At 71.7% G+C, this 25,805-nt stretch carries 23 protein-coding genes; 11 read left to right on the top strand and 12 right to left on the bottom strand.

What is annotated here, in order from left to right:
- Positions 1–8 precede the first annotated feature (8 nt).
- The 5 genes from rplM to CLT74_RS25715 form a co-directional block, all read right to left on the bottom strand.
- Entirely contained in the window at positions 9–452 is a 444-nt protein-coding gene (gene rplM / locus CLT74_RS25735) for a 50S ribosomal protein L13 (protein WP_099849671.1), read from the bottom strand.
- A gap of 207 nt (positions 453–659) precedes the next feature.
- Positions 660–2,027, bottom strand: a complete 1,368-nt coding sequence (locus CLT74_RS25730; protein WP_099849669.1) for an MFS transporter — start codon at positions 2,025–2,027, stop codon at positions 660–662.
- A gap of 119 nt (positions 2,028–2,146) precedes the next feature.
- Positions 2,147–2,452 (bottom strand): type II toxin-antitoxin system PemK/MazF family toxin, encoded by a 306-nt coding sequence (locus CLT74_RS25725; protein WP_199172262.1) that lies wholly within the window; start codon positions 2,450–2,452, stop codon positions 2,147–2,149.
- Positions 2,430–2,687, bottom strand: coding sequence for a hypothetical protein (locus CLT74_RS25720; protein ID WP_099849667.1), 258 nt, complete (start codon positions 2,685–2,687; stop codon positions 2,430–2,432). Before CLT74_RS25720 ends, CLT74_RS25725 begins: the two co-directional genes overlap by 23 nt.
- Positions 2,688–2,776: 89 nt before the next feature.
- Complete coding sequence (locus CLT74_RS25715; protein WP_099849665.1) at positions 2,777–3,475, bottom strand: class I SAM-dependent methyltransferase; 699 nt, start codon at positions 3,473–3,475, stop codon at positions 2,777–2,779.
- 147 nt (positions 3,476–3,622) lie between these two features.
- On the opposite strand from CLT74_RS25715, the gene CLT74_RS25710 reads away from it, so the two are divergent.
- Genes CLT74_RS25710 through CLT74_RS25690 form a run of 5 tightly spaced genes read left to right on the top strand, consistent with a single transcriptional unit; the run spans position 3,623 to position 11,127 of the window.
- On the top strand, positions 3,623–5,734 hold the full coding sequence (locus CLT74_RS25710) for a molybdopterin oxidoreductase family protein (RefSeq protein WP_099849663.1): 2,112 nt from the start codon (positions 3,623–3,625) through the stop codon (positions 5,732–5,734).
- The gene (locus CLT74_RS25705) at positions 5,731–7,176 is read left to right on the top strand and encodes an FAD-dependent oxidoreductase (RefSeq protein ID WP_099849661.1); all 1,446 of its coding nucleotides are present in this window, start codon (positions 5,731–5,733) and stop codon (positions 7,174–7,176) included. The genes CLT74_RS25710 and CLT74_RS25705 overlap by 4 nt, the downstream gene beginning before the upstream one ends.
- Positions 7,173–9,695, top strand: a complete 2,523-nt coding sequence (gene nirB / locus CLT74_RS25700) for a nitrite reductase large subunit NirB (protein ID WP_099849659.1) — start codon at positions 7,173–7,175, stop codon at positions 9,693–9,695. The genes CLT74_RS25705 and nirB overlap by 4 nt, the downstream gene beginning before the upstream one ends.
- Complete coding sequence (gene nirD, locus CLT74_RS25695) at positions 9,692–10,039, top strand: nitrite reductase small subunit NirD (RefSeq protein WP_099849657.1); 348 nt, start codon at positions 9,692–9,694, stop codon at positions 10,037–10,039. The genes nirB and nirD overlap by 4 nt, the downstream gene beginning before the upstream one ends.
- Entirely contained in the window at positions 10,039–11,127 is a 1,089-nt protein-coding gene (locus CLT74_RS25690; protein ID WP_099849655.1) for a uroporphyrinogen-III synthase, read from the top strand. Before nirD ends, CLT74_RS25690 begins: the two co-directional genes overlap by 1 nt.
- A gap of 67 nt (positions 11,128–11,194) precedes the next feature.
- Here CLT74_RS25690 and CLT74_RS25685 read toward each other — a convergent pair whose 3' ends face one another.
- From CLT74_RS25685 to CLT74_RS25670, 4 genes are read right to left on the bottom strand one after another with little or no spacing between them, the layout of a single operon-like run.
- Positions 11,195–11,818, bottom strand: coding sequence for a GTP-binding protein (locus tag CLT74_RS25685; protein ID WP_099849653.1), 624 nt, complete (start codon positions 11,816–11,818; stop codon positions 11,195–11,197).
- Positions 11,799–12,161 carry a DUF742 domain-containing protein gene (locus CLT74_RS25680; protein WP_099849651.1) on the bottom strand — a complete coding sequence of 121 codons (363 nt, stop codon included), beginning with the start codon at positions 12,159–12,161 and terminating at the stop codon, positions 11,799–11,801. Before CLT74_RS25680 ends, CLT74_RS25685 begins: the two co-directional genes overlap by 20 nt.
- A gap of 42 nt (positions 12,162–12,203) precedes the next feature.
- Positions 12,204–12,611 carry a roadblock/LC7 domain-containing protein gene (locus CLT74_RS25675; protein ID WP_099849649.1) on the bottom strand — a complete coding sequence of 136 codons (408 nt, stop codon included), beginning with the start codon at positions 12,609–12,611 and terminating at the stop codon, positions 12,204–12,206.
- Positions 12,608–15,751 (bottom strand): sensor histidine kinase, encoded by a 3,144-nt coding sequence (locus CLT74_RS25670; protein WP_099849647.1) that lies wholly within the window; start codon positions 15,749–15,751, stop codon positions 12,608–12,610. The genes CLT74_RS25675 and CLT74_RS25670 overlap by 4 nt, the downstream gene beginning before the upstream one ends.
- A 445-nt stretch (positions 15,752–16,196) precedes the next feature.
- On the opposite strand from CLT74_RS25670, the gene CLT74_RS25665 reads away from it, so the two are divergent.
- Positions 16,197–17,378 (top strand): ABC transporter substrate-binding protein, encoded by a 1,182-nt coding sequence (locus CLT74_RS25665; protein ID WP_099849645.1) that lies wholly within the window; start codon positions 16,197–16,199, stop codon positions 17,376–17,378.
- Positions 17,379–17,393: 15 nt separating this feature from the next.
- Here CLT74_RS25665 and CLT74_RS25660 read toward each other — a convergent pair whose 3' ends face one another.
- Both CLT74_RS25660 and CLT74_RS25655 read right to left on the bottom strand, forming a co-directional pair.
- Positions 17,394–18,254 carry an ABC transporter permease gene (locus tag CLT74_RS25660; protein WP_099849643.1) on the bottom strand — a complete coding sequence of 287 codons (861 nt, stop codon included), beginning with the start codon at positions 18,252–18,254 and terminating at the stop codon, positions 17,394–17,396.
- Positions 18,255–18,353: 99 nt separating this feature from the next.
- Complete coding sequence (locus CLT74_RS25655; protein ID WP_099849641.1) at positions 18,354–19,379, bottom strand: ABC transporter substrate-binding protein; 1,026 nt, start codon at positions 19,377–19,379, stop codon at positions 18,354–18,356.
- A 267-nt stretch (positions 19,380–19,646) separates the two neighbouring features.
- Between CLT74_RS25655 and CLT74_RS25650 the strand changes: the two genes are divergently transcribed.
- The 5 genes from CLT74_RS25650 to CLT74_RS30545 all read left to right on the top strand — a co-directional run bounded on the left by CLT74_RS25650 (position 19,647) and on the right by CLT74_RS30545 (position 24,099).
- The gene (locus CLT74_RS25650) at positions 19,647–20,432 is read left to right on the top strand and encodes an ABC transporter ATP-binding protein (protein WP_099849639.1); all 786 of its coding nucleotides are present in this window, start codon (positions 19,647–19,649) and stop codon (positions 20,430–20,432) included.
- A gap of 82 nt (positions 20,433–20,514) precedes the next feature.
- Positions 20,515–21,465: an LLM class F420-dependent oxidoreductase gene (locus CLT74_RS25645; protein ID WP_099852914.1), complete on the top strand. Its 951-nt coding sequence runs from the start codon at positions 20,515–20,517 to the stop codon at positions 21,463–21,465.
- On the top strand, positions 21,462–21,791 hold the full coding sequence (locus CLT74_RS25640) for a cupin domain-containing protein (RefSeq protein ID WP_099849637.1): 330 nt from the start codon (positions 21,462–21,464) through the stop codon (positions 21,789–21,791). The genes CLT74_RS25645 and CLT74_RS25640 overlap by 4 nt, the downstream gene beginning before the upstream one ends.
- 78 nt (positions 21,792–21,869) lie before the next feature.
- On the top strand, positions 21,870–23,603 hold the full coding sequence (locus CLT74_RS30550; protein ID WP_158240293.1) for a hypothetical protein: 1,734 nt from the start codon (positions 21,870–21,872) through the stop codon (positions 23,601–23,603).
- 55 nt (positions 23,604–23,658) lie between these two features.
- A complete protein-coding gene (locus CLT74_RS30545; RefSeq protein ID WP_158240292.1) occupies positions 23,659–24,099 on the top strand; it encodes a hypothetical protein in 441 nt (146 codons plus the stop codon).
- Between the two features lie 100 nt (positions 24,100–24,199).
- Here the strand turns inward: CLT74_RS30545 and thiC are convergent, their stop codons facing one another.
- Complete coding sequence (gene thiC, locus CLT74_RS25630) at positions 24,200–25,792, bottom strand: phosphomethylpyrimidine synthase ThiC (RefSeq protein WP_099849635.1); 1,593 nt, start codon at positions 25,790–25,792, stop codon at positions 24,200–24,202.
- Positions 25,793–25,805 lie beyond the last annotated feature (13 nt).

The following is a 25,805-nucleotide window of genomic DNA, read 5'->3' as shown; positions in this document are numbered from 1 at the left end:
GCCCGCGCTCACTGCGCGATCTGCTTGATCTCGAACGGCATCGGCTGCTGCGCGCCGTGCGGGTGCTCGGCACCGGCGTAGACCTTCAGCTTCTTGATGAGCTGACGGCCGAGCTTGTTGTGCGGGAGCATCCCCTTCACCGCCAGCTCGATGGCCCGCTCGGGACGCTTCGCCAACAGCTCCTCGTAGCCGACCTGCTTCAGGCCACCCGGGTATCCGGAGTGCCGGTAAGCGATCTTCTGCTGGCGCTTGTTGCCGGTCAGCGCGACCTTGCCCGCGTTCACGACGACGACGAAGTCGCCCGTGTCAACGTGCGGCGCGAAAGTCGGCTTGTGCTTGCCCCGCAGCAGCGTGGCGGCGTGGGTGGCCAGGCGGCCCAGCACGACATCAGAGGCGTCGATGACGTGCCACTGACGCTCGATCTCACCCGGCTTCGGGCTGTACGTACGCACAGGTCTACCTTGTCTCGTCGTCGGTCTGGGGTAGCGCGCCGAGGTGACCAGGGCTACCCAGCCGGACCAGCGCGCACGAACGACCAAGCGTACCTTAGGCGGCACGCCACAGATGTCGTACAACAGCAGGCAACGATACCCGCAGCCCCACCGGCCGGTCAAAACGGGGTCCGGCTGGCGGGGCAAGCGGGGCTCGTATGACGACCGTCACACCCCGGCGCGGGCCATCCGGCTGCCCGGACGCAGGTAAGCCACCCAGGTGACCACCAGCAGTACCAGGAAGAACCCGACGTAGAAGCGCAATGCCGGCTGGATGCCCCCGTACGTCGACCGGGCCCAGGCGTAACAGATCGGTACCAGGAAGCCACCGAAGGCACCGACCGCGGAGATGATGCCCAGGGCACCGGCGGCCTGCCGGCGCATCGCCAGCATCACCTCCGGCGTGCCGCCCCGTTCCTCCCCCTTGACCTGGAAGATCCTGCTGATCATCCGGTAGGTGGAGCCGTTGCCGACGCCGGTGGCCACGAAGAGCAGCAGGAAGGCCGCGAAGAACAGGCCCATGCTGCGTCGCTCGACCGACCAGAGCGCGCCCAGGGCACCGACCGCCATCAGCACGAAGCTGGCCACCGTCACCCGGGCCCCGCCGACGATGTCGGACAGCCGGCCACCGAACGGCCGACAGAGCGAGCCCACCCCCGCGCCGAGGAACGCCCAGGCCAGTGCGACGTCCGGCCGGCCGAACACCGAGTTGAGCAGGGTGGGAAAGGCTGCCGAGTAGCCGATGAACGAGCCGAAGGTGCCGATGTAGAGCAGCGACATGATCCACGTGTCGCGGTGCCGCAGCGACGACCAGACCGGCCGCACGTCGGCCTTCGCCTCGACCAGGTTGTCCATGAACAGGTACGCGCAGACGGCCGCGATCACCGCGAGCGGGATGTACATCAGTCCGGCCCGGGCCAGCGCGAGACCGCCACCGAGCACGATCACCTGGGGCACCACGAACTGCACGACGGCCACCCCGATGTTGCCGCCCGCCGCGTTCAGCCCCAGCGCCCATCCCTTCTCCCGCTCCGGATAGAAGAAGGAGATGTTGGCCATGCTGGAGGCGAAGTTGCCGCCGCCGAACCCGGCCGTGGCCGCGATCAACAGCAGCGACACGAAGCCGATCTCCGGGTGCTCGACCGCCCACGCGAGTCCGGCACAGGGCACGATCAGCAGCAACGCGGAGATGACTGTCCAGTTGCGGCCGCCGAAGACCGGCACGGCGAAGGTGTAGGGCAACCGCAGCAGGGCGCCGACCCCGCTGGGCACGGCGGTCAGCCAGAGCGCCTGGCTGGTGGTGAGCTGCCAGCCGGCGTCGCCGAGCCGCACGACGACGATGCTCCAGAGCAGCCATACGGAGAAGCCGATGTGTTCGGCGAAGATCGACCAGGTGAGGTTGCGCCGGGCGACGCCGCTACCGATCCGCCGCCAGAAGGCCGGATCCTCGGGTGCCCAGTGCCCGATCCACCGCCCCGGTCGGCGGTCCAGGCTCTCCTCGTCGATTACCGTCGGCTGTGCGCTCGTGGTGGTCATGGCGCAGAAGCTAGGCAGCCGCCGTTACCACGGCGTTCGCCGTTCGGGTCGGCCCGGCAACGGGGATCGCACCACCCAGCGGCGACGGTGGTGAGGAGCGCGGTGCGGCACAGTCGCTGTCAGAGTTGCTGGAGGATCCGCAACGCCCGGTCCACCCGCCGCATGGTGTCCGTGTCGGCGACGTCCACGCACTCGGTGAACCACTTCTTCATCGGTGAGGAGATCCGGTCGGGCATCACCACCCGATCCTCCATCGGCACCGCAAGCGGCGAGTCACGCAGCAGCGCCGCCTCCACCACCTCGGCCACGATCACGATGGGCACGGCCGTCGAGTTGTAGACATCGGAACTGATCACCAGGCCGAGGCGCTCCCGGGCACCTTCGATCCGCCAGACCTCGCCCCTACGCAGCACGCGGCGGACCACCGAAGAGCAGGTCGTCGACCATGCCGACCTCCTGTGCGTCGGCCAGGGCGGCGGATTCCAGATCCAGCCCGGCCCGCCCGACCGCGGCGGCGTGCGCGGCGAAGACCTCGCGCAGCGCCTTCTCCCGGGCCGCCTGGTCCATCCAGGCGGAGAGCGAGAGCCCTTCCCGCTTGGCGAACCGCCGGGCGTCCGCGATCGTCTCGTCAGCGAACGACAGAGTCACCTTGGCTGTCATACCGGCAGACTACCCGCCGGTATGACCCATAGTCATCCCCGAAGGTTCCCCACCCGCCGGGCTGCCGCGGCCGACCTCGTGGCGCCGGTTCAGCCCGGCGCGTGGCCGCCGATCACGGCGAAGCGCCACGCCTTGAAGAAGCAGTCCACGTCCGCCAGGCCCGCCTCGGTCAGCCAGCGGCACTGCTCCGTCACCGGTGCGGGGCGGTCGTAGGCCATCCGTTGCCCGGCAGCGGCGATCTCGGCGGAATCGGAGCCGAGCGCTGCGACCTGTGCCAGCCAGACCTCGTGGTAGCGCCGGTCCAGTTCCGGGGTCGGGCCGGCCACCTGCTCGGCGTTGACGAAGACCCCACCGGGCACCAGCGCACCGGCCGCCCGCCGGTAGAGGTCGCGCTTGGCGGCGTCGTCCAGGTGGTGAATGGCCAACGCGCTCACCACCGCGTCGTAGCGCCCGGCGGGCAGCGGGTCAGCCAGGTCGGCCACCACCACCTGGTGCGCGACGCCCCGGCCGGCCAACCGCTCGGCGGCGACGGCCAGCATCTGTGGTGCGACGTCCACAAGGGTCAGCCGTACGCCCGGCACGACTGCGGAGAGTAACGACGACAGCAGACCGGTCCCGGCGCCGAGATCGAGCACCTCGGGCGTACGCCCGGCCGCCAGAGCGGTCCGCAACCGTGGCGCGGCCACCTCCACGGCGGTGGAGTAGAACGCGTCGAAACAGGGGATCAGCCTGCGGCGCGCGGCGTCGTAGTCGCCCGCCACCGCGTCGAACGCCTCGGCAACACTCACGACAGCCTCCCATATAGCAGGATCATTGTTCCACATTGTAGACCTCGCGAGCCGGCTCTCAGCCGCGGTGCGGTGTGAGCGGCTCTTGACAGGACCGAAACAAACGGGACGCGGACCGGAAACTGCCCAACGGCACGCTTTGCCGACATGACAGACGGTGCACGGCCGGCGACGCGACCGGGGCGGGAGCCCCGGGAGGTGGCCACCCACTGCCCGTACTGCGCCCTCCAGTGCGGGATGATCCTGCGCGAGGAGGACGACGCGGTAAGCGTGCTCCCCCGCCAGTTCCCCACCAACCGGGGCGGCCTGTGCCAGAAGGGCTGGACCTCGGCCGAGCTGCTCAGCCACCCGCAGCGGTTGACAAGTCCCCTGCTGCGCGACCCGGCCAGCGGCGAGCTGCGCCCGGCCAGCTGGGACGCCGCGCTGGACCGGATCACCACAGGCATTCGCGACGTGCAGGAGCAGCACGGCCGCGACGCCGTCGCCGTCTTCGGGGGCGGCGGGCTCACGAACGAGAAGGCGTACGCCCTGGGCCGGTTCGCGCGGGTGGCGCTGGGCACCCGGCACATCGACTACAACGGACGGTTCTGCATGTCGTCGGCGGCGGCCGCCGGCATGCGGGCCTTCGGGGTGGACCGGGGGCTGCCGTTCCCGCTGTCCGACCTGGGTCGGGCGGACACCCTGCTGCTGGTCGGCGCGAACCCGGCGGAGACCATGCCGCCGCTGATGCGCTGGCTGACCGAGCAACGGGAGCGGGGCGGCCGGCTGATCGTGGTCGACCCTCGGGTCACCGCCACCGCCCGGCAGGCCGACCTGCACCTGCAACCGCTGCCCGGCACCGACCTGGCGGTGGCCAACGCGCTGCTGCACATCGCCCTGACCGAGGGGTACGTCGACGGCGACTACGTCGCCACCCGTACCACCGGGTTCACCGAGGTGCGGCGCACCGTGGCGGGCTGGTGGCCGGCGCGCGCCGAAGCGCTCTCCGGGGTGCCAGTGGCCGATCTGGAAGAGACAGCGCGGGCCCTCGGCACCGCGGGACGAGCGATCATCCTCACCGCACGCGGCGCCGAACAGCACGCCAAGGGCGTCGACACCGTCACCGGCTTCGTCAACCTCGCCCTCGCGCTGGGTCTGCCCGGCCGTCCCGGCTCCGGGTACGGCTGCCTCACCGGGCAGGGCAACGGGCAGGGCGGTCGGGAGCACGGGCAGAAGGCCGACCAGCTCCCGGGGTACCGACGCATCGACGATCTGGAGGCCCGGGCCCACGTCGCACAGGTCTGGGGAGTGCCCGCCGACGAGCTGCCCGGGCCGGGCGTGCCGGCGTACCAGCTGCTGGACTCGCTCGGCACCGACCAGGGGCCACGGGCGCTGCTGGTGTTCGGCTCGAACCCGGTGGTCTCCGCACCCCGCGCCGCCCGGATCGAGGGCCGCCTGCGCGACCTGGACCTGCTCGTCGTCACCGACTTCCTGCTCTCCGAGACGGCGGCGCTGGCCGACGTGGTACTACCCACCGCCCAGTGGGCCGAGGAGGACGGCACGATGACCAATCTGGAAGGGCGGGTGCTGCGCCGCCGGGCGCTCCGTCCGCCCCCGGCGGGTGTCCGCACCGACCTGTCGATCCTGGCCGCTCTCTCCAACCGTCTCCGATCGCCGGGGCGGCAGCCGTCCGACGACCCGCACACGGTCTTCGCCGAGCTGCGCCGCGCCTCGGCCGGTGGCATCGCCGACTACGCGGGGATCAGCTGGGACCGGATCGACGCCGCCGACGGTGTCTACTGGCCGTGCCCGGACGACGAAGGGCCCGACTCCCCCCGGCTCTTCACCCACCGCTTCGCCACCGCAGACGGGTTGGCCCGGTTCCACCCCGTGGAGCACCGACCGGCGGCCGAGGAGGTCTGCGCCGACTACCCGCTGTACTTCACCACCGGCCGGGTGCTCGCCCAGTACCAGTCCGGCACCCAGACGCGCCGGGTGGCCGCGCTGCGCCGGGCGGCCCCCGAGGCGTTCGTGGAGCTGCATCCGGACCTCGCCGAACGGCTGGGCGTCGCCGACGGCGAGCCGGTCCGGGTGCTCTCGCGGCGCGGCGAGTTCCAGGCGCCGGCCCGGCTCAGCCCGGGCATCCGACCGGACACCGTCTTCGCGCCGTTCCACTGGGGTGGGCGGGCGCGGGCGAACTCCGTCACCAACGACGCCGTCGACCCGATCTCCGGCATGCCGGAGTTCAAGATCTGCGCGGTACGGGTGGAGAAGGCATGACCGGGCACAGCGAGCGGGTCGTGGTGGTCGGCAACGGGATGGCCGGTGCCCGGGTGGCCGCGGAACTACACGCCCGTGGCGAGGACCTCAAGGTCACCGTGCTCGGCGCGGAACCGCACCCCGCGTACAACCGGATCATGCTGTCCACCCTGCTCACCGGCAAGATCGGCGAGTCGGACGTGGAGCTGGCGGAGGTCGCCGGACGCGGCGTGGACCTGCGTACCGGGGTGACGGTGAACGCTGTCGACCGGGCCACCGGCCAGGTACGCACCGACGACGGCGACCGGATCCCGTACGACCACCTGGTCCTCGCCACCGGCAGCCGGGCGGTGGTGCCCGCGCTACCCGGGCTCGACCCGGAGCAGCTGCCGGAACGGGTGATCCCGTTCCGCACCCTTGATGACTGCCGGCGCATCCTCGCCCTCACCGGCACCGCCCGGCGCGCCCTGGTGCTCGGCGGCGGGCTGCTCGGCCTGGAGGCCGCCCGAGGGCTGGCCATCCGCGGGCTCGACGTGGGCGTGGTGCACCGGGTGCCGTACCTGATGGACCGTCAGCTCGACCCGGCCGCCGGTGCCATGCTCGCCGGCACGCTCGCCGGTCTCGGGGTGACCACGCACCTGGCTGTGGAACCGACAGCGGTACACGCCGACGCCGCAGGGGTGCGGCTGGAGCTGTCCGACGGTAGGTCGCTCGACGCCGACCTGCTGGTGCTCGCCTGCGGCGTACGCCCCGACACCGCGCTCGCCGCGGCGGCCGGCCTGGCCGTGGACCGGGGTGTGCTCGTCGACGACCGCCTGCGCACCAGCGACCGACGCATCTCCGCGATCGGCGACTGCGCCCAGCACGACGGCACGCTGACCGGGCTGGTGGCACCGGCCTGGACGCAGGCCCGGGTGGTGGCCCAGGTGGTGACCGGGCAGGACCCGCTGGCCCGGTACCGGCCCCGACCGGCGGTCACCCGGCTCAAGGCGGCCGGCATCGATCTCGCCGCGATGGGTGACCCGACGGGTGGCCCCGGCGAGGAGCTGACCTTCGCCGACCCGGCCCGGGGCACGTACGCCTGGCTGCGCATTCACGACGAGCGGTTGGCCGCCGCGATCCTGCTCGGCGACAACCCCTCGGTGGGCACGGTGATCCAACTGTTCGACCGTGGTCACCCGGTGCCCACCGACCGGCGGGCGCTGCTGCTCGGCCGGGCTGTCGGCGGGGCTGTCCCGGCACCGGCCGCGTCACCGGCGCTGATGCCGGACGCGGCCACCGTCTGTCAGTGCAACACGGTGAGCAAGGGCGCTCTCGTGCGGTGTTGGCGGGACGGCGCTCGCACTGTCGACGCCGTGGTCGCGGGGACTCGGGCCGGCACCGGCTGCGGCGGATGCCGCGACGCGGTGGCCGGCATCGTCGACTGGTTGTCCAGAACGGATCCGGTGGAGGTGGGGCGATGACCGGCGGAAACGTGGTCGTCATCGGCAACGGCATGGTCGGCCAGCGGTTCGTGGACGCGTTGCGGGCCCGCGACCCACAGGGTCGGTGGCGGGTCACGGTGCTCGCCGAGGAAAGCTGGCCGGCGTACGACCGGGTGCGGCTCTCGGCGTACTTCGACGGCGCCGACGAGGAGGACCTGAACCTGCACACCCCGCACGACGGGGTGGAGTTGCGACTCGGCGAGCCGGCCACCGGCGTGGACCGGAGCCGCCGGGTGGTGACCACCACCGTCGGCGAGCACCCGTACGACGTCCTGGTGTTCGCCACCGGGTCGTACCCGTTCGTGCCGCCGGTGCCGGGCGCGGACCTGTCAGGCGTCTTCGTCTACCGGACCCTTGACGACCTCGCCGCCATCCGCCGGTACGCGAAGGACCGCCGCACCGGGGCGGTGATCGGGGGCGGGCTGCTCGGCCTGGAGGCGGCGAACGCGCTGCGCCTGCTCGGGCTGACCACAAGCGTCGTGGAGTTCGCCCCACGGCTGATGCCGGTGCAGGTGGACACCGCCGGTGGCGCGATGCTCCGCCGCTACGTCGAGGACCTGGACGTGTCCTGCCACCTGGGCGTGGCCACCACCGCGCTGCGGCCCGGCGCGGACGGGACCGTGGCCGCCCTGGAACTCGCCGACGGCGCGGTGATCGAGGCCGATCTGGTGGTGGTGGCCGCCGGCATCCGGCCCCGGGACGAACTGGCCCGGGCAGCCGGCCTCGACATCGGTCCGCGCGGTGGCGTACTCGTCGACGCCGCCTGCCGCACCACCGACGAGCGGATCTACGCGGTCGGCGAGTGCGCGGCGGTCGACGGCACCTGCTACGGCCTGGTCGCCCCGGGCTACGCGATGGCCGAGGTGGTGGCCGACCGGTTGGTCGGCGGCGCCGCCACGTTCCCCGGCGCGGACACCGCCACCAAGCTCAAGCTGCTCGGCGTCGACGTCGCCTCGTTCGGCGACGCGCACGGCGCCACGCCGGGCTGCCTGGACGTCACCTGGACCGACCCGGCCGCCCGGGTCTACGCCAAGCTGGTCCTCTCCGACGACGCGTCGACGCTGCTCGGTGGGGTGCTGGTCGGCGACGCCAGCGCGTACCCGACACTGCGCGCCAGCGTCGGCGGGCCGCTGCCGGCCGCTCCGCTGGCCCTGCTGGCCGGCGACGACGCGGTGGGAGCCACGGCCGGTGCCCTGCCCGCGACCGCCCAGGTCTGCTCCTGCAACGCGGTGACCCGGGGGGACATCGACTCGGCCATCGCGGACGGCTGCGCCGACGTGGCCGCCCTGAAGGGGTGCACCCGGGCCGGCACGAGTTGTGGCTCCTGCGTACCCATGCTCAAGCAGTTGCTCGACGCGGCCGGTGTCGTCCAGTCCAAGGCGCTGTGCGAGCACTTCGACGTCAGCCGGCAGGAGCTGTTCGACATCGTCCGGGTGCGCGGCATCAGGACGTTCTCCCGGCTGATCGCCGAGCATGGTCGGGGACGGGGCTGCGACATCTGCAAACCGGTCGTCGCCTCGATCCTCGCCTCGCTCGGCAACGGTCACATCCTCGACGGCGAGCAGGCCTCGTTGCAGGACACCAACGACCATTTCCTGGCGAACCTGCAACGCGACGGAAGCTACTCGGTGGTGCCCCGGATCCCGGGTGGCGAGATCACCCCGGAGAAGCTGATCATCATCGGCGAGGTGGCCCGCGACTTCAACCTCTACACCAAGATCACCGGCGGGCAGCGGATCGACCTGTTCGGCGCCCGGGTGGACCAGCTCCCGCAGATCTGGCGACGGCTTGTCGACGCCGGGTTCGAGTCCGGGCACGCGTACGGCAAGGCGCTGCGCACGGTGAAGTCCTGCGTCGGCTCCACCTGGTGCCGTTACGGGGTGCAGGACTCGGTCGGACTGGCCGTCGCCCTGGAACTGCGCTATCGGGGCCTCCGCGCCCCACACAAAATCAAGTCGGCGGTCTCCGGCTGCGCCCGGGAATGTGCCGAGGCCCGCAGCAAGGATTTCGGGGTGATCGCCACGGAAACCGGCTGGAACCTCTACGTCGGCGGCAACGGCGGCTTCCGGCCGCGGCACGCCGACCTGTTCGCCACCGACCTGTCCACCGAAGCGCTTGTCACGCTCATCGACAGGTTCCTGATGTACTACATCCGTACCGCCGACCGGTTGCAACGCACCGCCGCCTGGATCGAGGCGATGGAGGGTGGCCTGGACCACCTCCGGGCGGTCATCGTGGAGGACTCACTCGGCCTCTGCGCCGAACTCGACGCCGCGATGGCCCGGCACGTGGTGTCCTACTCGGACGAGTGGCGGGACGTGCTGGGCGACGCGGACCGGCTGCGCCGGTTCACCTCGTTCGTCAACGCGCCGGAGGTGCCCGACCCGTCGATCACCTTCGTCAGCGAACGCGGGCAACCGGTACCCGTCGGCGGACATCCATCCGACCCGCAGGGCCGCCAGCCGGTCGCGCTCGGCCTGCCGGAGGTGCGTCGATGACCGCCGCGACGGTACTGAGCTGGGTCACCGTCTGCCCGTTGGATCGCCTCGACGAGGACCGGGGCGTCGCCGCCCTGGTCGCCGGGGTGCAGGTGGCGATCTTCCGGACCGCGGACGGGCTGTACGCGATCGACAACCTCGACCCGGTCTCCGGGGCGTACGTGCTCTCCCGCGGCATCGTGGGCAGCCGGGGCGAGGTGCCGACGGTCGCGTCGCCGCTGCACAAGCAGGTGTACGACCTGCGCACGGGGGACTGTCTCGACCTGCCGGGCGTTTCGGTCGCCCGGCACCAGGTCCGTTGCCACAACGGCATGGTCGAGGTGCGGCTGCGACAGGAGGGCTGATGCGCGAGGAACTGGCCGGCTTCACCATCGGGGTGACCGCCGACCGGCGGCGGGACGAACTCGCCGCGCTGCTCCAACGGCGCGGTGCCCGGGTGGTGCTCGCCCCCGCCCTGCGGATCGTGCCGCTCGCGGACGACACCGAGTTGCGCGAGGCCACCCGGGCCTGCCTGGAACGGCCACCCGACATCCTGATGGCCAACACCGGCATCGGGATGCGCGGGTGGCTGGAGGCCGCTGAGGGTTGGGGGCTCGCCGAGCCGCTGCGTGGGATCCTCGGTGACGCGTACGTGGTGGCCCGGGGGCCCAAGGCCCGCGGCGCGATCCGGGCGGCCGGCCTGTACGACCAGTGGTCGCCCGCCTCGGAGAGCTGTGACGAGGTGGTCGATCACCTGCGCCAGCGGGGCGTGTCCGGTCAGGTGATCGCCATGCAGCTGCATGGCGAACGGCAGCCGGAGTGCACCCGGGCGCTGGAAGAGGCGGGCGCCACAGTCATCGAGATCCCGGTCTACCGCTGGGCCCCACCTACCGACCCGGCGCCGCTGCATCGGCTTGTCGACCTGGTGGCGGGGCGACTTGTCGACGCGGTCACCTTCACCTCGGCGCCGGCCGTGGAGGCGCTGCTGCGGGCCGCCGGCGATCGTACGGACGCGGTGCTGGACGCGCTGCGCGGTGACGTGCTGGCCAGTTGCGTCGGGCACGTCACCGCCGAGCCGCTGGTCCGACGGGGGGTGCCGGTGAGCGCGCCGAGCCGGGCCCGGCTCGGCGCGCTGGTCCGCACCATCGTCGACGAACTGCCCCGCCGTACGGTGACCATCAAGGTCGCCGGGCATCTGCTCACCCTGCGCGGCCATGCGGCGGTGGTCGACGGTGAGCTGCGCCCACTGGCCCCCGCGCCGATGGCCGTGCTGCGAGCGTTGGCCCAGACCCCCGGCCGGGTGCTGTCGCGTACCGCACTGCTGCGGACGCTGCCCCGGGGTGCCGACGAGCACGCCGTGGAGATGGCGGTGGCCCGGCTGCGGGCCGGCCTGAAGGCACCACGCGTCGTGCAGACGGTGGTCAAACGGGGCTACCGCCTCCGCGTCGACTGACGCGGCGGGGTCCTCCCGCCGGCCCGGTCTCGGCCGGACCGGTGGGAGGACGCCGCGAACCCAGGGCCTATCCGACCGGGGTCGGGAAGCCTCGGTCGTGCTCGGCCTGGAGTCGCGCCATGGCGTGCTCGACGACCGTCACCAGAACGCTCTTGACCGACTCCCGCTGCCGGGCGTCGGTCATCACCAACGGCACGTCCGGCGAGATGGCCAACGCCTCGCGCACCTCGTCCAGCTCGTACTGAGGCGCGCCGTCGAACCGGTTGAGCGCGACGACGTACGGCAGGTTGCGGTTCTCGAAGTAGTCGAGCGGGGCGAACGCGTCGGTGATGCGGCGCGTGTCCACAAGTACCGCGGCACCTACCGCACCACGGATGATCTCGTCCCACATGAACCAGAACCGGGTCTGCCCAGGCGTGCCGAAGAGGTACAGGATCAGATCCTGCGCCATGGTGATCCGGCCGAAGTCCATGGCGACCGTGGTGGTCTCCTTGCCCGGCACCTTGGACGGGTCGTCGATGCCGACTCCGGCCGAGGTCATCACCGCCTCGGTGGTCAGCGGTGTGATCTCGGAGATCGCACCGACAAGCGTGGTCTTACCGACACCGAAGCCACCCGCGACGACGATCTTCGCGGAGATGATTCCCCGGCTCTGGCGGGCCCCGGCGGGGTCATAGCTCGCGAAGTCCACTCAGCACCCTTCCCAGCATTTCCATCCGCTCCTCGTAACCTGTGGCGGGAGCGGCCGTCTGTAGCGTCAACAGGCCCTCGGCCACCATGTCGGCGACCAGCACCCGGGCGACACCCAGCGGTAACCGGGTGTACGCGGCGATCTCCGCCAGCGACTCGGGCCGGCCCTCGCAGACCATGGCGATGCGATGCTTGTCGTGCCCGGCGAAACGTGACTCGGCGATCTGCGTGGGACTGGCCACCAACACCGCTTCCAGGGCGATGTCCTGCAACGGCTCGGTCCGGCCCCGGGTGACCGCGTACGGCCGGACCAACGCACCCCGTGGGTCACGTTGCCGATCCATCCGCGATCACCTCCTCTGCCTTCCGCCGGTCTGGTGCACCCGTTACGACCGCACCGCGTCCCGGGGCAGCGGTACCAGCGCCGCACCGACCCGTTCCACGAGCAGCGCCATCTCGTAGCCCACCTGGCCGACGTCGCAGCTGCGCGCCGCGAGCACCGCCATCGACGACCCGTCACTGATGGACATCAGGAACAGGTAGCCACTGTCCATTTCGATCACTGTCTGCAACACCCCGCCGGCGCTGAACATCCGCGCGGCGCCCTCGGTCAGGCTCACCACACCGGAGGTGATCGCGGCGAGCTGGTCCGCCCGGTCGGTCGGCAGGTCCCGGGAGGAGGCGAGCAACAGCCCGTCCGCGGACACCGCCACCACGTGGGCGATGCCTGCCACGCTGTCGGCGAAGTTGCTGAGCAGCCAACCCATGTCCTGTATGGCCGCTGGCCTGTTCATCGGCTCGTCTCCTTGGTCGAGGTGCTGTTCTGACTCGCTCCGGCCGTCCGACCACGCTGGACGCCTCGGTGGTAGGCCGACAGCAGACCGCGTACTTCGTCGGGGGTCCGGCGGCCGTGCTCACGCCCGCCGCGTGGCTCGATGCCACCCGGCACGAGCTGTGCCTGGGGCACCCGCTTCGGCAGCCCCGACCGGGTGGTACCGGCGGGGGTGGGCTCGGCCGCCCGACTGGCCCGTGACCAGCCCTCGTCGGCCGCCGTCCGCCAGGCGTCGTCCTCCGTTTGACCCGCTTCGGGCCGGGCGGACTGCGGTGGCGCGGACGGTGGTGGCGGCGTGGGCGAGGTCGGCGGCGCGCTCGGCGCCGGACCGGTCGTGCTGGCGGACGAGGCAGTGTACGACGGTGGCGGCGCTGGCGGCGCGGCGGCGGCCGTACCCGGCGTCCGCGTCGGTGCCGGCGCGGGTGTCGCGGCGGCGGCCGCACCCGGCGTACGGGTCGGCAACGGACTCCGTCCCCTGGTCGGCTCGACCGGGGGCGCCGGTGGTCCGGCAGCCGGCTGCGGGGCCGGCTCGTCGAACTGGGGCCGGCTGAAGATCGTGGTGACGTCGTTGCCGTGCGACCGGAACCAGACCGCCTCCATCTCCCGGAAGATGGGCGAGTCGGAGGTCCGCTCCGGTGGGGCGGTGATCGGCCGCGTCGGGGGTGGAGCGGTGGCGGCCAGGCTGGCGCCCAGCCCACGGAACCCGGAGCCGTCGAAACCGGTACCGCCGGGTTGCTGGCCGGCGGTCGGCGCGAATCCCGTAGGTGCGGCCACCCCCGCACCCGCGACCGGTCCCACCGGCAGCCCGGGCGCGGCGGCCTGGCTGTGGTCGCCGGCACCCCGGCTCGGCAGCGGGTCCAGGGTGGGTTGCGCGACAGTCGGCGTACCCGCGTTGAATCCGCTGAAGGCGGGCGGCGGCGTACGGGCCGGCGGCGGGTCCGCCGGAGCGGCCCCCGTTTCCGGCCAGGTCGGGCCGGCGGGAGTGCCGTTGTGCCACCTGTCGACAAGGGTGGCGGTGCTGCCGCGACCCGTGCCCCCGGCCGGATCGCCGAGGCCCACCGACGCGAGTGGGGGCTGCTCGACCGCGAGCGGCTGCCGGGGCCGGGTGATCGCCTGGTCGCGACCGCGCAGGCTGGGCAGCACCACGGTGGCGGCGGGCAGGGTGACCTGGGCGACGGTGCCGCCTTCGACGTTGCGGCGCAGCTCGACCCGGATGCCGTAGCGGGCCGCCAGGCGGCTGACCACCGCCAGACCCATCAGGCGGAACGCCGCGACGTCAACAGTGGACGGCGCGGACAGCCGCCGGTTGAGCGAGTCCAACTGCTCGTCGGTGAGGCCGAGACCCCGGTCCTCGATCTGGATGAGCACGTAGTCCCGGATTCGCCGCCCGTCGGCGACAACAGTGGTGTTGGGCGGCGAGAAGCGGGTGGCGTTGTCGAGCAGTTCGGCCACCAGCCGTACCACGTCGTTCACCGCGTGGGCGGCCACCGACACGTCGGTGTCGACGGTGCCGAACTCGATCCGGTTGTAGAGCTCGACCTCGGACTGCGCGGCCCGCAGCACGTCCACCAGCAGGGCGTCGTCGCGGCGCGGCACGGCCGAGTCCGCTCCGGCCAGCACGAGCAGGTTCTCGTCGTTGCGGCGCATCCGGGTGGCGAGGTGGTCGAGTTCGAAGAGCTGCGCGAGCCGCTTCGGGTCCTCCTCGCCGCGCTCGATCGCGTCCAGCTCGCCGATCATGCGGTCGACCAGGGTCTGACTGCGCCGGGCCAGGTTCAGGAACATCGCCGAGACGCTTGTCCGCAGGGCCGCCTGTTCGGCCGCGACCCGGACCGCCTCCCGGTGCACGACGTTGAAGGCCAGTGCGACCTGCCCCACCTCGTCGCGGTTGTTGAGCTGGATCGGGTCGCGTACCTCGCGGACGATCTCGTCGACGCTGCCGTCACTGACGTTGCCCATCCCCTGTAGCCGCCGCACCGCCTCCGGCAGGTCGTGGTTCGCCACGGAGAGCGCGCCCTCCCGCAGCCGGCGCAGGGAGTGGTTCAACGAGCGGGCCAGCACCACGGCCAGGGTCACCGCGATGATCAGCGTGAGCAGCACCAGCGTCGTCTCGACGACGGCCTGCTGGATGACGTCCGAACGGGCCTGCTCGGCCTGGTCGAGCAGCTGGCTCTGCAACTCGATCTCGGCCCACCGCATCAGCTCGTTGACCGCGCCGATCGCTGCCGAGGCCTCCTGCGCGGTGAACGGCGCGCGCTGGTTGACCGACCGGCTGAGATCGGTGGCGACCCGGTCGGCAAGCACCACCGCGTCACCGGAAACGGTGCTCTCGACAAGCGCCCGCTGCGCCGGGTCGGCGGCGAGCGAGAAGGCCACGAGCGCCTCCTGCTGCCCGGTGAGGGTGGCCACGAAGGAGGAGAACTGCTCGTTGTCCAGTCGGCCGGCGCTGAGTGCGGTGAAGGCGACCGCCTCCTCCTCGGCCACTGCCGCCTTCGCCCGGGCGAAGGCGGCGACCGCCCGGCGGGTGTCGCCGAGTTCCTCGTCGCCGGGCAGCTGGGCCAGCCCGTCGCCGTAGGCGACCAGGTCGTTGAGGACCACGCCGTAGCGCAACGCCGCCTCGGCTACCTCCATCTGCTGGCGGGCGAGCACCTCCTGCCGGGTGCCGTCGAGGGTGTCCAGGTGTGCGTCGATGGCCGCGAGCCGGTCCCGGATCGCGGCCGGCGCGTCGTCGATCCTGGCTCGCTCCGCGCGGTACTCGTCGATCCGCTGCTGGGTCTCCCGGACCCGCAGGTTGTACGCGTCGGCCCGCTGCTGCGGTGCGGCGAGGAAGGCCGCCGCCGCCATCCGCTCGGCGTGCAACTCGTTCGTCAGCGCGGAGACGTCGATGGACAGAGCCGTGAGAGCGCGGGACTGGCTCGCGTCGTAGGCACCCTCACCGACGGAGACCAGGCGTACCGTGGCCAGCGCGATGACCGCCGCCACCGGCACGACCAGGATCAGCGCCAGCTTGGACCGGATCCGGGCGTCGCGCAGCCGGGGCAGCCGACCGCCGTTTTTCGGCGCGGCGTCACCGCTGGCGGGCAGGGTCGTCGGTCCGGTGCTCACGACATCGCCTCCGTCGTTTTCTTCCCGCCAGAACCGCCGACCCGTGCGCCGGGCAACGGCCGGCGCCACGCGCGGCACGGCCGCGATTTCATCAGACGAGATCGTGTTTGGGAAGCCGCAGGAGGGCAGGAAACGGTCGGACGGCACGCAACCCGTGATCCGGTCAACTAATACCTACATTTCCACAGCGCCCCTGAACAGGGCATGTAACTCCAGAGTGGCCATACGTGTCGCCACAGTGAGCATTTGAAAACATTTGGTTACACCAACATGTGGGATCGGCGTCCCGAAACGTCATCGCTGGCCCGCTTGACCGCAGCGCCCGGCATTGGCAAGGTTTTGCAGGCTTCGCGCACACGGTACGGCAGCGCCGTCTCATTATCCACAGAGGACGGACGCGCCGCCGGTGACCGGGCCCCGCCCGTGCCGCATCAGGAGGACAGAGTTGACCCCCTTCCGCTCCGCGACCGCCACGGCGCTCGTGTCGACAGTGCTCGCCACCACCCTCGTCGGCTGTCAGATCGGTGGGGACGAGCAGGACACGAGCCCGATCGTGATCGCCGCCGACCTGGAACTCTCCGGGGCCGCGGCCGGGGTCGGCAAGGCATATCGGCAGGCCCTGGAACTGAAGCGCGATCAGTTGAACGCCTCCGGCGCGCTCAACGGCCGTACCGTCGAACTATTGTTGAAGGACAACCGATCCGACGCCAGTGAGTCGCTACGGAACATCGTCGACTTCAGCAACGATAAGAGAGTCACCGCCATCATCATGGGCGGCTGCAACGAATGCGCTGTCGGCGCGGTGCGCACGGTCAATGAGAAGCAGATCCCGACCGTCGCACTCGCCGCAGCCGGCGCTGTGGTGAACCCGGTCGCGGAACGCCGCTACATGTTCAAACTGGCCCCCAACGCCGACGACAACGCCGGGGCGCTCACCGTCGAGCTGCGGCGCCGCAACATCGACACAGTCGGTCTCCTGCGCAGCGACGACGCGTACGGCCAGGAGGGTGCCACCGCCCTGCGCCGCGAGTTCAGCAAGGTCGGCATCCAGGTGCTGGCCGAGGCGACCGTCCGTGGCACCGACACGGAACTGGACGGGCAGGCCGGGCGACTGGCCTCGGCCGACCCCGACGCTCTGGTCATCTGGACCCCGCCGGAGCAGGCGATGCTCGCCTCCAGCGCGGTCAAGCGGGCCAACTACACAGGCGCCCTGTTCCTGGACGCCTCGGCCGCGGGCGACCTCTTCCTCGGGCCAGCCGCCAGGTCGGCGGAACGGGCCACCCTGGTCTTCACCCAGACGATGGTGATCGACGACGTGATCGCGACCACCCCCGCGAAGGCCGCCCGCCGTCAGTGGTTCCAGGACTACACGGCCCGCTTCGGTGGGTACCACGGCTCCGCCTCGTTCGCCGCTGACGCGATCCAGCTGATCGCCGACGCGGAGCTACGGGCCGGCGGACCGGTCGGTGAGGTCGACCGCAACCGCCTCCGCGACGTGCTGGAGACGTCCCAGATGGACGGCCTGTCCGGCCCGATCCGGATGACCCCCGACAACCACTCCGGACTCATGCCGCAGGCGCTGACGACCCTGATCGCCCGCAACGGCAGGTGGCGCCTGGCGGGCTGAGCCGGCCCGGCCGGCTCAGCGGCTGGACGTGGTTTCCCGCAGCCAGGGCAGGCTGCGCCGCTCGATGACGACAAGCGCGGCGTAGAGCAGGATGCTGACCAGGGCGACGAGGATGATCGCGGCCCACGCGGTGGCGGTGTCGCCGATGCCGGCGTACTGCTGGATCACGTAGCCGAGGCCGCCCTCGCCGGCCTGGAACTCGCCGATCACGGCACCGATCGCGGCCAGTGGCATGGCGACCTTCAGGCCCACGAAGATCTGCGGAAGCGCGGCCGGGAAGCGGACCTTTCGGAACGCCTGCCAACGGGAGGCGTTCCAGGACCGCACCAGCTCGGCCAGTTCGGCGGGGGTGGTGGTCAGGCCGGTGGCGGTGGACAGCACGATCGGGAAGAAGCAGAGCAGGAAGACCATGGTGAGGATCGGCTTCTGACCCCAACCGAGCGCCACCACCAGCAGCGGGCCCAGGGTGATCTTCGGGACCGCGTTGACCGCTACCAGCAGCGGGGTGAACATCCGCTCGACCGTCCGGGAGGCGGCCAGCGCCAGGCCGATCAGCACCCCGGCCACCGCGGAGAGTGCGAAGCCGATCAGGATCTCGCCGGTGGTGGCGACGGTGTGCTCCAGCAGCCGGGCCGGTCGGTCGGAGAATGCCGCGAACACGTCGCCGGGCGGCGGCAGGGCAGCCGGGTGGATCAGCTCCAGCCGGGCCACCAGCCACCAGAGGCCGAGCGCGACGAGCAGCCCGGCGGCCGGTAGCACCGTCGCCGTCGTACCCGAGCGCAGGTCACCCGCTCGCCACCGGCGGCCACCCGGTGCGGCCGGGGACTGCTCGGGTGCGAGCGTCGCCTCCGGCTCCCGTGGTCGGACGTCGGTCATCGGATCCTCCTGCGGTTCGGCGCATTCGTGAACGGGGAGCGGAGTACGCCGCACCGCCGATGCGGTGCGGCGTACTCCGTGCGGTGATACCGGGCGACCTCAGGCCTTCGGTGCCAGGTTGAAGTCGATGATCTGGTCGGGGGTGAGATCCGACTTCAGGGCGCCGGCGCCGCGCAGGATCGCGATGCTCTTGGCGACCCGGCCGCTGTCCAGCGTGCCCAGCGCGGTGCCGGAGTTGCTGGAGCGGACGTACCCGGCCATCAGCTGCAACTCGGCGGCGGCAGCGGCGGGCACGACCGCCTCGGCGTTCTTGGCCAGGATCTCGGCCGCCTCCTGCGGGTTCGCCAGGGCGTACTCCAGGCCCTTGAGCAGCGCCTCGCTGAACCGCTTGACCTGCTCCGGCTTCTCGCTGGCGTACTGCTTCGAGGTGATCAGCACGTTGCCGTAGAGGTCCTGCATCACGTTGCTGTACGGCAGCAGCACGGCCTTCTTCTTGGTCACCGCCTCGATGGTCGGCTGGCCGACCACGAACTGGCCGATGCCGTCCACCGATCCGGAGGCCAGCGTGCCCATCAGCGTCTGCGCCTCGCCGTTGACCCACTTCACCTTGGTGTAGTCGATGCCGGCCAGCCGCGCGTACGTCGGGAAGAGGTTGCGGACCACCGAGCCGGGGGTGTCGGCGAGAGTCTTGCCCTCCAGGTCCTTGGGCGTGTTGATACCCGTGCCCTCGACGGTGGCGATGGCGGCCATGGTGCGCTGCTGGATGGCGGCCACCGCCACGAAGTCCTGGGCCTCGCCATTGCCGAACTGGAGCAGACCGCCGGTCAGGTCGATCGGACCGAACTGTGCCTGGCCGCCGACGACCGTCTGGATGATCGAGCCGGTGCCCTGCCCGGGCTTGATCTCGACCTCGAAGCCGGCGTCCTTGAAGTAGCCCTTCTCCTTGGCCACCCAGGCGTAGGCGTCGCGGCCGAAGTTGCCGAACGACGTGAGGTAGGTCACCTGCTCCAACGACGAACCCACGCCGTTGTCGTCGGCGTCGTCCGATCCGCTGCTGCACGCGGAGACCATGGCGAGGGCGGTGGCCATCGTGGCCGCGGCGACCGTGCGGGTCAGCCTTCTCATCAGTGCACCTTGTCCTTTCCAACCGGGGCGTCGGGCCGCCGGGAGGGAGTTGTCGGAGGCGGCACCGGCAGCCGGATGGAAGCCGACACCGCGTATCGAGGGGACTCTCGCGGGCACAGCGTACGAGAACCACACAGTTGCGACGCCAGGCTTACCGGGTTGCGGAACGGAAACAAAGTGATGTCCACCCCGGACGGTGCGATACCGGGCCGAGGCCGATAGCCTTTGCCAGTTCCTGACTTTCCACTCAGGGGAGGCCCGTCGGCGATGATCCGACTCTCCGAGGTGTCCCGCACCTTCGACGGCCGCGCCGGCCGGGTCGAGGCGTTGCGGGGCATCGACCTCGACGTCGCCGAGGGTGAGTTCGTCGCGGTTCTCGGCCGCTCCGGGTGCGGCAAGTCCACCCTGCTGCGGCTGATCTCCGGCCTGATTCCGGTCACCTCCGGCGAGGTCACCGTCGCCGGCAAGCCGGTCACCGGACCGCGCCGGGACATCGCCATGCTGTTCCAGCGGCCGGCCCTGCTTCCCTGGCGCACCGTCCTGGACAACGTCCTGCTGCCGGTGGAGATCTTCGGCTGGAAGCGGGCTCAGCACCGCGAGCGGGCCCGGGACCTGCTCGACGTGGCCGGGTTGTCCGGCTTCGAGAAGCGGCTGCCACACGAGCTGTCCGGTGGCATGCAGCAGCGGGTCTCGCTGTGCCGGTCGCTGATCGGCGACCCCCGGGTGATGCTGATGGACGAACCCTTCTCCGCGCTCGACGCGCTCACCCGCGAGGAACTCGCCGGCGAACTCCAGCGGGTGCACATGCGCAACGGCGCGACTGTCGTCTTCGTCACCCACTCCATCGACGAGGCGGTGCTGCTCGCCGACCGGGTGGTGGTGCTCAGCCCCCGCCCCGGCCGCGTCCGCAAGGTCGTCGAGGTGACGATTCCCCGCCCGCGCACCCTGGGTCGCAACGCGCACCTGGCGGACGTCGCCCGGGTCAGTGCCGACCTGCACGAACTGCTTATGGAACGTGACCAGCCGGCGGCAGCCGTTACGGAGGGACGATGAGCGAGCGCAGCGAGCGAATCATTCGGCTCAGTGCGGTGGTGCCTCATCGCGGCGCCGAGCGCAGCGAGGTGGCGCGATGAGCGTGCGGGTTGCCGTCTTCACCGAGCCGCACCGGGGCGCCACCTACGACGACCAGCTCCGCTTCGCCCGGCTCGCCGAACAGGGCGGCTTCGACGCCTTCCTCCGGGCCGACCACTACCAGGCCATGGGCGACGAACCCGCCCCACCCGGGCCGACCGACGCCTGGCTGACCCTGGCGGCGCTCGCCCGGGAGACCAGCCGGATCCGGTTGGGCACGCTTGTCACCTCGGCGACCTTCCGGCTGCCCGGCCCGCTGGCGGTGATGGTGGCCCAGGTCGACCAGATGAGCGGCGGCCGGGTCGAGCTGGGCATCGGCGCCGGCTGGTACGCCCGGGAGCACGTCTCGTACGGCATCCCGTTCCCCAGCACCAGCGAACGCTTCGACCGCCTCGCCGAGCAGCTCGAAGTGATCACCGGACTGTGGCGCACCCCGTCCGGCGGGACCTTCAGCTACGACGGTGACCACTACCGGCTCACCGACTGTCCGGCCCTGCCCCGACCGGTGCAGACGCCGGGCCCACCGGTGATCGTCGGTGGGCGGGGCCCGAAGCGCACCCCGGAACTCGCCGCCCGGTACGCCGACGAGTTCAACGTCCCGTTCACAAGCGTCGAGCAGGCACGCGAGGCGTACGAGCGGGTGCAGGAGGCATGTCACCGGGTCGACCGACCCGGCACCGGGCGCAAGCCGTTGACCCTCTCGGCCGGGATCGTGGTGGCGATCGGCCGTACCGACAGCGAGGCCCGGCGGCGAGCGGCGCCGCTGCACGTCAAGAGCGCCCTGCCGCCCGAGGACCCGGTGGTCGGCTCACCACAGCAACTTGTCGACCGGATCGGCGAGTTCGCGGCGATCGGTGCCACCCGGGTGCACCTCCGCCTGATCGATCTCACCGACCTGGACCACCTGGAGCTGATCGCCGCCGAGGTGCTCCCCCGACTGGACGGAACCCGATGACCGAGACGCCACCCGAGGTCTCCACGCTCGACCCCGCACAGGCGCTCGGCCCGGTGGGGCAGGAGATCGTCTTCGAGAACGACCGGGTCCGGGTCTGGCACATCCGGTTGGAGCCCGGTGAACGCCAGCCGCTGCACCGGCACGACCACCCCTACCTCGTGGTGGCCGTTCAGGGCGCGAAGAACCTCATACAGACCGTCGACGGCGTACGGATCGACGCCGACGAACCGACAGGTGGGGTGGTCTACCGCGATCCGGGTGCGGTGCACATGCTCACGAACGTCGGCGACACGACATACCTGGCCCGGCTGGTCGAGCTCAAGTAGACCCGCCGCGAGCAGGTCATACGTCCGTCCACGGCGTGCCGGTGGCGATTGGTGGAAACGGACCGTAACGTGCCGGTCATGGCCCATCGGACATCGAGCCGACTACTGTTCACCGCCTTCGGCGTGAGCCTGCTGGCCGGTGCCGGTCAGCTCGGCCTCGCCTTCGGCTTCGGGATCGTCCGGCTCACCGGCACCTTCACCGGCGCGAGCATCAACCAGTGGCCGGCACAGCTCGTCTGGGCCGGCTGGTTCGCCACGAACGCCGCCGTCATCGGTGCCGTGCTCACCGAACGGCTGGCCCGGCCCGGTGGGCAGCTCACCGGCACTGCCCGGCAACTGGCCGTCGCGGGCAGCGCCGCGCTGGGTGCCACGGTCGTGGCACCGCTGTGCATGCAGCCGGCCCGCAGCGCCGAACTCATCTCGGTCGATCCGGTCTGGGCCGTGGCCATCTGCGCCGGTCTCGGCGCGGTGGTCGGTGCCGGTGCCGCGCTGGCCGTGCTGGTCCGGCCGCCGTTGGCCTGGAACATGGCGGCTGTCGCCGCGGTGGTATGGCTGCTCGCGTTGCTCTCGGTGCTGCCGTCGCTGGGGGCGACCGGACCACTGACCCCGGTACGCCTCGGCGTGCTGGAACCGGCCTGGCTCGCCGCCGGCACCGCGCAGCAACTGGCCCTGCTGCTCCTGCCGATGGTGACCTTGCTGGCCGGCGCGACGACTGCGGCGGTGGCCCGGTGGCGTGGGCATCCACCGCTTGTCAGCGGACCCAGCGGGGTCGCCGGACCGGTGCTGGTGGCGTTCGCCTACCTGGCCGCCGGCCCCGGTGACCCGGGCGATCGGTACCAGCTCACCCCCTACTACGCGGCGCTCATCGCTGTGGTGGTCGGCGCGCTCGGGTCGGCCGCCGCTGCCCTGCTGCCCTGGACGGCCACCGGCTGGCTCACCCAGCGAGCCGCCGCCCCCGCCAGCAGGACCGCCATCGAGCCGACCGCCATCCTCCAGCCGCTGCCCGCGACCCCCGCGATCCCCTCGTCGGCAGGCACCCCGGCTGGCGCTGACGCCCCGGCCACCGCTGACGCCCCGGCCACCGCTGACGCCTCGGCCGCCGCTGACGGCTCACCGCCGCACTGGCACTGGCCGATCGCGCACACCGACCCGTCCGCCGTGACGACCACGCCGACCGCCAGCACTGCGGGTGCCCGCACCGAGGCCGCCGCCGTCACCGCACCACAGGCAGCCGCACCGCAGGCAGCCGCACCGCAGGCAGCCGCACCGCAGGCAGCCGCACCGACGATCGACGCACCGGTCGAGGACAGCGAGCGCCCTCGGGACGAGACACGCTCAGACGACAGCGAACGCTCCGGTGCTGTCGGCCAGGCCGACGGCAAGCCCGGGGCGACCGATCCGGCGCCGGTGGGTGACGGCAGCGACCTTCCCCGGACGACACCCACCACTGTGGAGACGGAGACGTCGGCGGTTCCCGTCGGCAAGACCCCGACGCCCCGACGCACCCGCACGCCCCGCACCCCAGCCGCAGCCGCAGCTCCTGCCCCGGCCCCGGCTCCCGCCCCGGCCCCGGCTCCCGCCCCGGCCCCGGCTCCCGCCCCGGCCCCGGCTCCCGCCCCGGCCCCGGCTCCCGCCCCGGCCCCGGCCCCGGCTCCCGCCCCGGCCCGCCCCGGCTCCGGCCCCGGCTCCGGCCCCGGCTCCGGCTCCGGCCCCGGCTCCGGCTCCGGCTCCGGCCACTGTCCCGGCCCTGGACGCTGTCCCGTCGACCGGGACAGTGGCGGCGCAGGACACACCTGTCGAGTGGCCGGCTGAGCCCGGCGACCCAGTCCACCAGCCGGCACCGGCGGGTGGTGCCGAAGCCGAAGCGGTGGGGGCGGAGTCACCCGAGGCGACACCTCGGCCACGGCAGTTCTCGTTGCCCGATCTCGGGCGAGCGACGGCCGAATCCGACGGGCCGGCCGCGCCCGGCATCGCGGCGACTCTCCCGGAGAACCCGGAAGTCTCCATCGAGACGTCCGCCGCCGCCCGGGACCTGTCGGCCGCCTTCACGAAACCACCTGCCGTACGGGCCGAGGACGTCCAGCCGGACGGCGAGCCGGAGAAGGGCCGACGCGGGCTGTTCCGGCGGGGCAGGTCCCGCTCCGGAGAGGGTGCGGCGACCGATCAGGACGAGCCGCTGGCGGCCCAGGACGAGGAGTACGTGGACTGGGTCGCCGGGCTCAGCCGGCCACTCGACGACGACGAACCGACGCCGCCGAAGGAGCCCCGCCGCTCCCTGCGATCGACCGGGCGGCACCACAAGCGCTGAGGGTGGAGCGGCGAGTGTGGGACCTCATGTCTGGGTGACATGATCATGTCACCCAGACATGAGGGCGCTCAAGACATCCTCGTCCTCCGGCCCGGAGCGATCAGGCCAGCGGCAGGTAGACCTTCCCACCGGAGGCGACGAACTCGTCGGATTTGTCCTGCATGCCGCGGGCGGCGTACTCCTTGAGATCCTGGGTGATCTTCATCGAGCAGAATTTCGGCCCGCACATCGAGCAGAAGTGCGCGGTCTTCGCCGGCTCGGCGGGCAGCGTCGCGTCGTGGTAGGACCGCGCGGTCTCCGGGTCCAGCGATAGGTTGAACTGGTCGGCCCAGCGGAACTCGAACCTCGCCTTGGACAACGCGTCGTCCCACGCCTGTGCCCCCGGATGGCCCTTCGCCAGGTCGGCCGCGTGCGCCGCGATCTTGTACGCGATCACGCCGGCCTTCACGTCGTCCCGATCCGGCAGTCCGAGGTGCTCCTTCGGCGTGACGTAACAGAGCATGGCGGTGCCGAACATACCGATCATCGCGGCCCCGATGGCCGAGGTGATGTGGTCGTACGCGGGCGCGATGTCCGTGGTCAGCGGGCCGAGCGTGTAGAACGGCGCCTCGTGGCACCACTCCTGCTGGAGGTCGACGTTCTCCTTGATCTTGTGCATCGGCACGTGCCCGGGCCCCTCGATCATCACCTGCACGTCGTACTCCCAGGCGATCTTCGTCAGCTCGCCGAGCGTACGCAGCTCAGCGAACTGCGCCTCGTCGTTGGCGTCCGCGATCGAACCGGGCCGCAGACCGTCGCCCAGGGAGAATGTCACGTCGTAACGGGCCAGGATCTCGCACAGCTCCCGGAAGTTGGTGTAGAGGAAGTTCTCCTCGTGATGCGCCAGGCACCAGGCGGCCATGATGGAACCGCCCCGGGACACGATGCCGGTGACCCGGTCCACCGCCAACGGCACGTACGGCAGCAGCACCCCGGCGTGCACCGTCATGTAGTCCACGCCCTGCTCAGCCTGCTCGACGACGGTGTCCCGGAACACCTCCCAGCTCAGCTTCACCGGATCGCCGCCGACCTTCTCCAGCGCCTGGTAGATCGGTACCGTGCCGATCGGCACCGGTGAGTTGCGCACGATCGCCTCGCGCGTCTCGTGGATCCGCTTGCCGGTGGACAGGTCCATCACGGTGTCCGCACCCCACCGGGTGGCCCAGGTCAGCTTCTCCACCTCCTCGGCCACCGACGAGGTCACCGCCGAGGTGCCGATGTTCGCGTTGACCTTGACCAGGAACGCCTTGCCGATGATCGCCGGCTCGCACTCCGGGTGGTTGACGTTGAGCGGCAGCACGGCCCGTCCCGCCGCGATCTCGTCCCGGACGAACTCCGGCGCCATCCCCTCCCGGATCGCCACGAACTCCATCTCCGGCGTGACGACACCGGCCCGCGCGTACGCGAGTTGCGTCGGCCGCTTGCCGTCCGAGCCGGCCAGCGGCGTCCCGGCACCGCGTACCGGCGCCACGTCGGCCCGCTCCGCGATCCACGGTCCACGCAACGGCGCCAGCCCCACCTCCGGATCGGAGCCCGGGCCGGAGGTGTCGTAGAGCCGTACCGGTGGGTTGTCCCCGGTCAGCTCCACCTCCGCGAACGGCACCCGGATGTCCGGTCGGGATCCCTCGACGTACACCTTGCGACGTGCCTGCATGAAAGCCTCCCTG

It is taken from the genome of Verrucosispora sp. CNZ293 (assembly GCF_002754655.1).
This window is presented reverse-complemented; position numbering and strand designations above follow the sequence as displayed.